This window comes from Populibacterium corticicola, from assembly GCF_042683685.1.
Taxonomy (GTDB): domain Bacteria; phylum Actinomycetota; class Actinomycetes; order Actinomycetales; family Cellulomonadaceae; genus Timonella; species Timonella corticicola.
In genome coordinates, this window is sequence record NZ_JBHUOP010000004.1 from 193423 (window position 1) to 204127 (window position 10705).

Sequence of the window (10705 nt, forward strand, 5' to 3'; positions counted from 1 at the left end):
CTATCTACTAGTTGGTGAGGGGTGCCAGACAGCACCCCTCACCGGGACGTTGGATGAAACGCTGGTCTGGACGTCAGCCGTCTACACGGCGCAGACGCGACAGCGGAGCCAGTTCACCCGGGAAGACCTTCTTGACGCCGTCACCCATGGCCTGCTCGAGGATGCGAATGTCACGGACGAGGTTCTTGAATCCGGTTGGCTCAAGGCTCGCTGCCTGGTCGGAACCCCACATCGCACGGTCGAGGGTGATGTGACGCTCAACGGTCACCGCACCAAGGGCGACGGCTGCGAGAGAGATCTGTAGACCGCGTTCGTGGCCTGAGTACCCGACCGGCACCTGGTAGCGCTCGCGGAGGGTCTCGATCATGCGCAGGTTCGCTTCCTCTGGTGGCAGCGGGTAGGTCGAGGTGGCGTGCATCATGATGAGGTTGTCGGTGCCAAGGGTCTCGACAGCCTTGTCGATCTGCTCAATCGTGGACATGCCGGTTGAGAGGATGATCGGCTTCCCGGTCTGTGCGAGGGCCTGGAGGAGTTCGATGTCGGTGACGGATGCGGATGCGACCTTGTGGGTTGGCACGCCCTGGTTCTCAAGGAACTCAACCGATGGCACGTCCCACGGCGAGGCGAACCAGTGCAGGCCTCGCTGCGCCGCGTAATCCCCGATTTCCTTGTACTGCACGTCATCGAATTCCACGCGGTAGCGGTATTCGAGGTAGGTCATCTCACCCCAGGGAGTCTGACGGATCTGGTCGCGCTGCGCCAGTGGGGTCGAGATCTCAGGGGTGCGCTTCTGGAACTTCACGGCGTTTGCACCGGCTTCAGCGGCCACGTCGATGAGTTTCTTGGCGTTTTCGACGCTTCCGTTGTGGTTGATGCCGATTTCACCGATGACGTAGACCGGCTGGTCCGCTCCGACCGGCTGGTCTGCGATTGCTACTGGCTTGATGGTCATTTCGATTCTCCTTGCGGGTTTTGTGGTGTGGGCTTGGGTTTTCTTGACGACGAGCAGGCTGCGTGCCCGGATCGGTCGCGTTAGGCGTGAGCCTGGGTGTAGCGCGGGTGCGCCTCGCCACGGGTAAAGTTCTTGGTTGCAGACGTTGGCCGTGAGCCGCGGGCGGTGAGGATCAGGTCGCAGATTTCGCGGACTGCTCCTTGGCCGCCATTGCGGGACAGGACGAGGCGCGCATGTGCTCTTGCTTCTTCTCTGGCATCTGCCACAGCTGTGGGCCAACCAACGAGAGCCATGGCTGGCAGGTCGTTGATGTCGTTTCCGACGTAGGCGACACGCTGTGGATCGAGCCGATTGGCGGCGAGCCACGTGGAGAGTGCCTCGGCCTTGTTGTTGATGCCCTGAAGCACGTCGATACCGAGTTTCTTGGCGCGGGCCGAGACGATCGGGTTGGTTTCGGTGGACAGGATCAGCAGGGGGATACCTTGGTTCCGCAGTTGCGCAATGCCCATTCCATCGCTGCGGGAAACCTGAACCTGTTCAGTGCCGTCTGCAGCGATAATCGCGGTGTCGTTTGTGTGGACGCCGTCGAAGTCGGTGATGAGAGCGTCGACGTCGAGTCCGCGACGGCGAACTTCATCAATATTGACTGGAGCTGATGGGGAGGCAGGGATGATGTCCTGGTGAGCGATTGCGCGGCACAGGTCTAGGTCCTCGGGCGTGTCGATTTCGTACGACTCGTGGAGTTCAACCTGTTCAAGCCCAATCCGGCCAAAGAACCGGTTGTGGTGTTCCAGGAACCCGGAGGTGCGCATCGCATAGAACGCCCCTGTTTCCCGGAAGCTTGGCGGCAGGTCCTGGCGACGAGGACGATGCGTTGCATCATGCCCCACCGCGTGAGCTTGACCAGCGCTGTCCGTGGTCCACCTGAAGGAGTGATCCTCAACCGCGGAAAACACGACGTCCGCTCGGTCCAGGGCAATGGCGTTGATCGCGTTGGTGAGTGAGCGTGGATTGATGAATGGCGAGGTGCATTGCACGAACACCACGATGTCGGGCAACGTCTGACCCGATGCCTCGTACTGCGCGAGAGCATCGAGCAGTGCGGACTCGGATGACGCCGTGTCACCTGAGATGCTCTCAGGTCGTTTCGCCACGAGTGCCCCGTGCTGGAGTGCTTCGTTGGCGATCAGGTCCGAATCGGTTGATACCAGGACCTGCGCGGTCAAGGGACATGCGAGCGATGCGTTGATCGCCCGTGCAATGAGCGTGTGTTCTCCAACGACCTGGAGATTCTTGAGGGGTATGCCCTTCGAGCCGCCTCGTGCTGGGATAACTACGAGAGCGCTGGCGAATTTGGCCTTTTCCGTTGTCACATTACGAACCGTAGGCACCCGAGGTGGACGGAAAATTGAAGACTCGTGACCGCAAAGCGAGCAGGTATTGGTCTTTTGGTGTCTAGTACGTGAACTCCGCGAGATTGAACAATCTCCCGGCTCTGGTCGCTTCATCGAATGCGGCACTCTTTGCCACGCTCAGCACTCTGACCCCGCGCGTTGGGTGGCCCGTGGTGCGGCGTTCTCTGCCAAGCCCCGCACTCTTTTCCGAACTCAGCCCGGAGTGGGCTGAGTTCGATCGCAAGCTGCAAAAGAAATGGGTAGGTGCCTGTTGACATGTGCAGGCGCCTGTGCATAATATGTAGGCACCTACTCATCTACAGTGACTTTAGGAGGTCATGATGGTTGGACCATACGACATGAGCCAAGATGCTCAAGAAAACACAGACTCGGTCTTTGGCCCGCAGGACGAATTTCGTCTCTCGGGGCGTCTCGCATATCTGCGGATGCTCATGCGCCGCTCAGATGCGGGACGCCGTCAAGGGCATCGTGGCGCTGGAGGCTCGCACGGCCGTGGCCGGGTATTGCGGCTCCTCTCGCTCCACTCGCCAATCTCGCAGAAGGAACTCGCTTACCTTCTCGGCATCCGCTCCCAATCTCTTGCCGAGCACATCGCAAAGCTTGAGGAACTGGGGCTCGTTGAGCGCAACCCTGATCCTCAGGATCGTCGCACGAGCGTCGTCGAGTTGACCGAAGCAGGGCGTAACGCAGTCGAGAACGACACAGTCGTGCCGGAGACTGATCCGTTTGCGGTACTCAGCGATCAGGAGAAGCAGCAATTGGCCAGCCTGCTCGACAAGGCCATCGCGGGCATCGAAGACACCCTGCCTGAGGGGCCGGATCCTCGAATGCAGGCGTTCAAGCGCATGGTGATCGACGGTGAAGAACCAGGCCCAGAGTTCCGAGGGTTCGGACCTGGCTTTGGGCGTCGTCATGGCGGGCCAGGAGGCCGCGGCGGACGAGGCCGTCATTTCCGGCCATGAACGCAACGGTGCTCACTGCGCCTTCGCAACGACAAAGGGCTGGTACATGGTCAGATGCCACGTACCAGCCCTTCTGGCGTATAACTGTTAGCTGATCTCGCAGATGACGGTTCCGGAACTGACCGATGACCCCACTGCGGCGGAGAGAGACTTCACAACGCCAGCCTTGTGTGCGAGAAGAGGCTGCTCCATCTTCATCGCCTCAAGAACCACGATCAGGTCGCCCTCGGCAACCGTTGCACCGTCCTCAATGGCAACCTTCACAATGGTGCCCTGCATAGGTGACGTCAAGGAGTCGCCTGAAGGGACACTCGCTACCTTGACACCTGAGCGTCGGGCCGGACGACGTGCGCCATTTGCGCTGGGGCGTCCACGTCCACCACCGATGTTGAGACCGGCAGGCAGCACAACCTCAAGGCGTTTTCCGCCAACCTCAACGACAACGCGCTCGGTTGCGGGTTCCTCCTCGGTCTCAGTTGGCACGGCAGGAGCGGGAGCCAAGGCCTTGAGATCGTCAAGGAACTCTGACTCGATCCAACTCGTGTACACCGAGAAGGGCGCGTCAGCAGACTCAGGAGCGAATGCGGGTGCGTCGAGTACCGCACGGTGGAAGGGAAGAACAGTTGGGATACCCTCGACGTTCATTTCCCTCAGCGCGCGGCGGGCGCGTGCAAGTGCCTGCTTGCGGTCATTGCCGGTCACGATGACCTTGGCGATCATCGAGTCGAAGTTGCCGGAAATGACATCGCCCTCGACAACACCGGAATCGATACGTACGCCAGGACCGCTGGGGAAGACCAACGCCGTGATCTTTCCAGGCTGCGGCAGGAAGTTCATGGCTGGGTCCTCACCGTTGATACGGAACTCAATCGAGTGCCCGCGCGGTGTGGGGTCTGAGAACGAGAGGGGCTTACCCTCTGCAATGGAGAACTGTTCGAGCACGAGGTCAACGCCAGTGATCTCCTCGGTGACAGGGTGCTCAACCTGAAGACGGGTGTTGACCTCAAGGAACGAGATGGTTCCATCGGTTCCCACGAGGAACTCGCAGGTTCCCGCACCCTGATAGCCTGCCTCGCGCAGGATGGCCTTGGATGATTCAACAAGGCGTGCATTCTGTTCATCGCTCAGGAATGGAGCTGGCGCTTCCTCGACAAGTTTTTGGTGACGACGCTGCAAAGAGCAATCGCGGGTCGAGACAACCGCGACGTTTCCGTGTGCGTCTGCAAGGCACTGCGTTTCCACGTGGCGTGGTCGGTCCAGGTAGCGCTCCACGAAGCACTCGCCGCGACCAAAGGCTGCGACAGCCTCACGGACCGCTGACTCGTAGAGTTCGGTGATTTCGTCCTCGGTGCGGGCCACTTTCAGTCCGCGGCCACCGCCACCAAAGGCAGCCTTGATTGCTACCGGGAGCCCGAATTCACGGGCGAAAGTGTGAACTTCATCAGCGGACTCAACGGGGTCCTTGGTGCCTGGCACGAGAGGTGCACCTGCACGCTGTGCGATGTGACGTGCTGAGACCTTGTCACCAAGGCTTTCGATTGCGTCGGGGGAGGGACCAATCCAGATCAGGCCAGCATCAATGACAGCCTGAGCGAATCCGGCATTCTCCGCGAGGAACCCGTATCCGGGGTGTACGGCGTTCGCGCCGGACCGACGTGCGACATCGATCAGTTTCTCAATGTCGAGGTAGGTCTCTTGAGCACGCGTTCCGCCGAGCGAGTATGCCTCGGTTGCGAGCTTGACGTGCTGGGCGTCGCGGTCCGGGTCCGCGTATACAGCGACGGAGTCAACGTTGTAGTCAGCGCATGCGCGAATGATGCGGATTGCGATTTCGCCGCGGTTGGCGATCAACACCTTTTTGATAGCAGTCACCGCATTACCGTAAACCCTTGGGAGGAAGAAAACCCGCCATGTAACAAACGGCGCGAAATGTTTGGACCGCAACGCAAGTTGGCCCGGTTCAGTTTGTAGGATTCCTCTATGGCACCCGTGAGCGGATGGGTAAATCAGTTCCGCGAATCGTGAATGTCCACAAAATGCCTAGGCCCACAACTCATTCCAGGTGATACCCAACCGTCTGGCCAGACGGCGGGCAAGCGGCAGACTCAAACCAACAACCCCGTGATGATCGCCTTCGATCCGTTCGATGAACGGTCCACCCAGCCCATCAATCGTGAAGGCACCGGCAACCTGGAGCGGTTCGCCTGTGGCCACATATGCTGCAATCTCGGCATCGCTCACATCGGCGAAGTGCACCACCGTGGAACTCGTGTCACCGGCAGCGCCGACAGCCTGACCGCTACCGTCTACCCGCACCATCCAGTGGCCAGTGTGCAGGATTGCTGACCGTCCGCGCATTACCTGCCAGCGTTCGATGGCGACCTGTGCAGTGTGTGGTTTGCCCACGATATCCCCATCGATCTCGAGCATCGAATCGCAGCCCACCACCACGGCGGGCCGATCCTGCAAAGCAGCAGGATCGTCGTCAAGCGCGGCAATCACCGCCTCGCACTTTGCGCGAGCCAACTCCAACACGGTCGGTGCTGGATCTAACGTACTGCTTGCGGCACGCGCCCGGTCGAGGATAGCGTCCTCGTCAACGTGACTGACGATGACGAGCGGTTCAACGCCTGCGCTGCGCAGAGTTGCGAGACGGGCGGGAGACTGGGAGGCGAGAACGAAAAGCACGCCACAACCCTAACCCACCGCCATTCGAGGCAGACAACATAAATAGGTGGACGCCATCTATGGCTTTCTGGAACAGTTCACTGTTGTCATCGATGGCCAACCCGATGGCGGGACTATCTAAGAGCGGGTCGCGAAGCGGCGACCTCGGACCTGAACCCCGCGGTACCAGCACAGGGAAGTGCAATGAATAAGGGGAGCGACTGGCCGAACACCGGGCGTGAGGAGTACACAATGCAGCACGATTACCCGACGTACATCGACAACGCTATCTCGTGGGCGACGCAGAGATTAGGAGCAACGGACTACACGACCCTTTGTCTCGCGTTTGTCGAGGACGCATATGAGCGAGCAAACAGCGTGGAGATATTCGCTGGAGACTTCGCCGCCGAATCTGGCGACATCTACAGCGAGCACATGCGGGATGGAGTTCCAGAGATCGGTTCCTTCGTCTTTTACGACTGCGACGGCGTGATCGAGGGCAAGGAACGAAACTGGGGCCATGTCGCACTCGCGATGAGCAACGGAGACGTGATTCACGCATGGGACAAAGTCCGGGTGGACAACTATCTCGATATCGAGAATCTGGTCGGCGGTCCCGGATGGGCTCGGCCGACCTACCGTGGCTGGGTTCCCAAGGAACGCATCTTTTTAGGAGCGCGTCCACGGGACTGGGATCTATAGAACTATTGCCGACGAGGTGGTGACATTCAGATAGAACGTCACCACCTCGTCGGCAATCGGCACAGTTTACAGGCGGCACGGCCGTCCAACAGGGCTAGTTGGCCAATGCTTCCTGGAGTACGTCGAGGCCAACCGAACCGAGCGCGAGAGCGCGAGCGTGGAAGTCCTTGAGCGAGAACTCCTCACCGCGGGCCGCAGCGGACTGAGCGGCGGTGTCGCGGATCTGCTCCCACAAACGCTGACCAACCTTGTACGACGGAGCCTGGCCTGGCCAACCGAGGTAGCGGTTGAGTTCGAACCGAACGAAAGCCTCAGGCATGTTCACGTTCGCGCGTAGGAACTTCCACGCCTTTTCTGCGTCCCAGATACCGCCGCCCCACTCTTCGGGGCATGGCTTTTCAAGGTGTACACCGATGTCGAGTACGACGCGGGCGGCGCGCAGGCGCTGGCCATCGAGCATACCCAACTTGTCTGCTGGGTCCTCAAGGTAGCCGAGATCCTCCATGAGCCGCTCCGCATACAGAGCCCAACCCTCACCGTGGCCAGAAACCCAGCAGGCCAGACGGCGCCACGAGTTCAGGGTGTCGCGCAGGTACACCGCTTGAGCGCACTGCAGGTGGTGGCCCGGAACGCCCTCGTGATAGACGGTGGTCTTCTCACGCCACGTGTTGAACGTTGTCACCGATGGTGGAACCGACCACCACATGCGACCAGCACGAGAGAAGTCATCCGATGGCGGCGTGTAGTAGATGCCGCCCGTTTCCGTGGGCGCGATCATGCACTCAAGAGTCTCCACCGGCTCCGGGATGTCGAAGTGAACCCCGTTCAACTCACGAATCGCCTGATCCGAGGTCTCCTGCATCCACGCCTTCAACTCATCCTTAGAACGCAGAATGTAGCGGTCGTCCTTGTCGAGGTTCGCGACAGCGTCATCAACGCTTGTGCCCGGACCGTACAGTTGCTCCGCAATCTGCTCCTGCTCCGCGATGATGCGGGCAAGCTCGGCCAATCCCCACTCATAGGTTTCGTCAAGATCGATCTTGGCGCCAAGGAAGTTCCGGGACGCGAGTTCGTAGCGCTCGCGGCCAGCCGCATCCTTTTCAGGGGCTTTGGCGAGCAGTTCAGACTCGAGGAAGTCAGCGAGTTCGCCATAGGCAGCGGCAATCGCCGCAGCGCCCTTCTCCAACTGAGCTTTGACCTCCTCGGCGTCCGGTGCGGACTCAAGGGCCTTGACTGCGTCCTCGCCACGCACGAACGAGTAGAAGAAGGACTCGTCACTCGCGTTCTGGCGGGCCTCCTCAATACCCAAGGTCACCTGCAGCCGGGCTGGCACCTTACCGAGCGCAGCACCATGACGCAACGACTCAATATATCCAGCCACCGACGTGGGCAGCAGGTTGAGGCGAGAAGCGATGTTCTTCCAGTCCTCAGCCGTAGCGGTCGACGCGACGTCGAAGATATCGCGCAGCCCCTGCAACGGGGAAGCGAGGTTGTTCAGATCCGCATACACCCAGCCTGAATCGATGAGCTCAAGGCGCAGACCAAGACGCTCGCGCATCGCAGCAATCGTCACCCTGTCTACGTCATCAGCCGGAGTAGCCGCATCGAGGGCTGCAAGAGTCTGCGCCGTGAGTTCACGGTCAGCCTCAATGCCGTGCGGGGAGAGGTCGGTGACCAGGTGGTCGTAGCCGGGGATACCCATCGCCGTCGCACCAAATGGGTCAAGGGCACAGGACTTGGTCAAATACTCATCCGCGATCGCGTCGACCGCAGACTTCTGGCGTGTTTCTGTCATGGGTAAAAGCCTACGCCCGAAATGCCACGTAACAGTTAACTTCTGATGGGTCGTTGTGTTGTCCCGCCGACCCCAGCCGGGCTGGGTGGCGACGAATACGCCCAACAGTCATGCTCGTCGCCAATGGAATGTAATCCAACAACCCGCGGAAGGGATGGGGTGGGCAGCGTCGTCAATCCACATAACCAGCACAAACGGCAGGGGAATGGGACCCTGCGGGACAATGGTCCCTGAAAAACGGCGGCAACTACACGCATGCTTATATCTGGGGTCACTAGCCGCCAAAACGGCCGCACAACAAGGGGAAACCGTGGAAACAAAGCCAGAGACCGTCACCGCCGAACACGACGAACTCGACGACCTGACCGACGAAGAACTCAAAGAACTTGAGCTCGCGCTCGATGCCCCACGCCACTCAAACGCCCGCATCTTCGGCGCAATGCTCGCCGGTGCGCTGGTCTCGCTTTTTGCCGCATTCGTGCTTGCTGTCGACGCGCTGGCGCTCGCAGCCGATCCGAACACCGCTCTGAGTTGCAACATCAACGCCGTCCTCAGCTGCGGTACGGTCGCCTTGTCCTGGCAGGCAGAAGCCTTTGGCTTCCCCAATGTGTTCCTCGGCCTCATGTTCGAGCCGATGGTCATCACCATGGCGCTCATCGGAATCTCCGGTGTGAAGCTCCCCCGTTGGCTTGCGCTCGTGGAACAGGTCATCTACCTGTTTGCCACAGCGTTTGCGGTGTGGCTGTTCTACCAGTCGATGTTTGTCATCGGCGCGATGTGCCCGTGGTGCCTTGTTATCACGCTCGCAACTCCGCTGATCTTCCTGACGCTGCTGCACTACAACATCCGCGAAGACAACATCTGGCGTACCGGAAAAGCCCGCGAACGCGCCCGTAAGTTCGTGCGCAACCACTACGACCTGTACGCGTTCATCGGCTGGATCGTCCTGATCATCGGCATGCTCGTGATCAAGTACGGCCCGCAGCTCATCTCCTGAGCGTGGGGCTGTGCGCAGATTACGCTGGGTGTCAGGCTTCTGAGCGGTACTGGTTCTCAGCGATGTACTGACGCAACGCGCGCTCATCGTCATCACTCAAACCCGCCAGACGCGGAGTGGGCCGATGATTCTCGTAGTCAAGTGCTGCTCGCAGGGTCTCCTCAAGCGGACGGATTCTCAATCCGTGCGCTTGCGCCGCACTCGTATCCAACGTGGCGGTGTATCGCCATTCGGGGTCATCAATCCAGAGTGGCAGAGACATAGGGCCAGCCCATGAACTTACTCCGAAGGCGGAGAGAATCTCTGGCTCGACGACTCGCGCCACCGCGGTGCTTCTCGTGATCTGACGCGACAACTCCAGTACCTCAGCAAGGCTGGTGGTCGATCCTGTGGCATTGAAGGTTCCGATGTGTTTTTGCTCTGCGCAGTCGATGAGCCATGATGAAAGGTCTGCAACGTCGATCAATGCCACGGGGAAGTTCGGATCCGGTACGAGCACATCATCACTGGTGGGGTGCGCGAACCGCCATGTGTAGTATCCCGTGCGTCCAGAAGAATCACCGTAGCCGCCGATCAATCCTGAACGCACAATGGTAAGTGAGTCCGTGTTTCCTCGATAGATATCCTCACAGGCGGCTTTCGCTGCGGGATATTGGGCTGGTTCCGCCATGAAATCGCCATCCAGTGGAGAGCGCAACTGTGCGGACTCGTTCTGTTCCAAGACATTGGTCAGTGCATACACGCTGCTTGTCGAGACGAACACCCAGTGTTTGGCATTCAGATCTAGGACTGCACGTCGGACGTGGATCGGGTGACACGTCACATCAATAATCGCGTCCCAGTTTCTGGAAGAGAAAGATTCGAGGGCAGCGTCTTGGTCTCTGTCGCAGCACACCAAGATTGCTCCGTCTGGGACGCGCCCATTTCCTCTTGCTGCGCAGGTAACACTGTGTCCGCGAGTTAGTGCTTCAGATGCGACTGCTTGACCTAGGAAAGCGGTTCCACCCAATACGAGGATCTCCATGAGACCAGTCTGACATGCTACGGAGGTCGTTATCTGTTCGCGGCGATACATGAATTCTAAACATGTGAAAGTTCTTGCAATCCCACGAATTTCTGCGGCAGAAGTCGTCTCGCATGCGCTGTGGGAGAAAATGCGTGGCGCGCACGAGCATGTGCGCATACATTAGTGCTGTTAATCATCTGTGCCGACGC

9 protein-coding genes are annotated in these 10705 nt (G+C 59.6%); 3 read left to right on the forward strand and 6 right to left on the reverse strand.

Annotation, left to right across the window (positions count from 1 at the left end; genetic code table 11):
* Positions 1-73: 73 nt before the first annotated feature.
* Together ACFSYH_RS10320 and ACFSYH_RS10325 are read right to left on the reverse strand one after the other, a co-directional pair.
* Positions 74-952 carry an N-acetylneuraminate synthase family protein gene (locus ACFSYH_RS10320; RefSeq protein WP_377466881.1) on the reverse strand — a complete coding sequence of 293 codons (879 nt, stop codon included), beginning with the start codon at positions 950-952 and terminating at the stop codon, positions 74-76.
* Between the two features lie 80 nt (positions 953-1032).
* Complete coding sequence (locus tag ACFSYH_RS10325; RefSeq protein ID WP_377466882.1) at positions 1033-2325, reverse strand: cytidylyltransferase domain-containing protein; 1293 nt, start codon at positions 2323-2325, stop codon at positions 1033-1035.
* Positions 2326-2684: 359 nt separating this feature from the next.
* Here ACFSYH_RS10325 and ACFSYH_RS10330 point away from each other — a divergent pair, with 359 nt between their 5' ends.
* Positions 2685-3329 (forward strand): MarR family winged helix-turn-helix transcriptional regulator, encoded by a 645-nt coding sequence (locus tag ACFSYH_RS10330; protein ID WP_377466883.1) that lies wholly within the window; start codon positions 2685-2687, stop codon positions 3327-3329.
* An 87-nt stretch (positions 3330-3416) separates the two neighbouring features.
* Here ACFSYH_RS10330 and ACFSYH_RS10335 read toward each other — a convergent pair whose 3' ends face one another.
* Together ACFSYH_RS10335 and ACFSYH_RS10340 are read right to left on the reverse strand one after the other, a co-directional pair.
* Entirely contained in the window at positions 3417-5201 is a 1785-nt protein-coding gene (locus ACFSYH_RS10335) for an acetyl/propionyl/methylcrotonyl-CoA carboxylase subunit alpha (protein ID WP_377466884.1), read from the reverse strand.
* Positions 5202-5369: 168 nt separating this feature from the next.
* The gene (locus tag ACFSYH_RS10340) at positions 5370-6017 is read right to left on the reverse strand and encodes a Maf family protein (RefSeq protein WP_377466885.1); all 648 of its coding nucleotides are present in this window, start codon (positions 6015-6017) and stop codon (positions 5370-5372) included.
* A 183-nt stretch (positions 6018-6200) separates the two neighbouring features.
* Between ACFSYH_RS10340 and ACFSYH_RS10345 the strand changes: the two genes are divergently transcribed.
* Positions 6201-6698 carry a hypothetical protein gene (locus tag ACFSYH_RS10345; protein ID WP_377466886.1) on the forward strand — a complete coding sequence of 166 codons (498 nt, stop codon included), beginning with the start codon at positions 6201-6203 and terminating at the stop codon, positions 6696-6698.
* A 94-nt stretch (positions 6699-6792) separates the two neighbouring features.
* Here the strand turns inward: ACFSYH_RS10345 and ACFSYH_RS10350 are convergent, their stop codons facing one another.
* Complete coding sequence (locus ACFSYH_RS10350; protein WP_377466887.1) at positions 6793-8493, reverse strand: DUF885 domain-containing protein; 1701 nt, start codon at positions 8491-8493, stop codon at positions 6793-6795.
* Positions 8494-8803: 310 nt separating this feature from the next.
* Here ACFSYH_RS10350 and ACFSYH_RS10355 point away from each other — a divergent pair, with 310 nt between their 5' ends.
* A complete protein-coding gene (locus tag ACFSYH_RS10355; protein WP_377466888.1) occupies positions 8804-9490 on the forward strand; it encodes a vitamin K epoxide reductase family protein in 687 nt (228 codons plus the stop codon).
* Positions 9491-9521: 31 nt separating this feature from the next.
* Here the strand turns inward: ACFSYH_RS10355 and ACFSYH_RS10360 are convergent, their stop codons facing one another.
* Positions 9522-10514, reverse strand: a complete 993-nt coding sequence (locus ACFSYH_RS10360; protein ID WP_377466889.1) for an NAD-dependent epimerase/dehydratase family protein — start codon at positions 10512-10514, stop codon at positions 9522-9524.
* Positions 10515-10705 lie beyond the last annotated feature (191 nt).

Coding starts and splice junctions, on each gene's coding strand:
- ACFSYH_RS10320 (WP_377466881.1), bottom strand. CDS start 952: ATGACCATCAAGCCAGTAGCAATCGCAGACCAGCCGGTCGGAGCGGAC.
- ACFSYH_RS10330 (WP_377466883.1), top strand. CDS start 2,685: ATGATGGTTGGACCATACGACATGAGCCAAGATGCTCAAGAAAACACA.
- ACFSYH_RS10345 (WP_377466886.1), top strand. CDS start 6,201: ATGAATAAGGGGAGCGACTGGCCGAACACCGGGCGTGAGGAGTACACA.
- ACFSYH_RS10350 (WP_377466887.1), bottom strand. CDS start 8,493: ATGACAGAAACACGCCAGAAGTCTGCGGTCGACGCGATCGCGGATGAG.
- ACFSYH_RS10360 (WP_377466889.1), bottom strand. CDS start 10,514: ATGGAGATCCTCGTATTGGGTGGAACCGCTTTCCTAGGTCAAGCAGTC.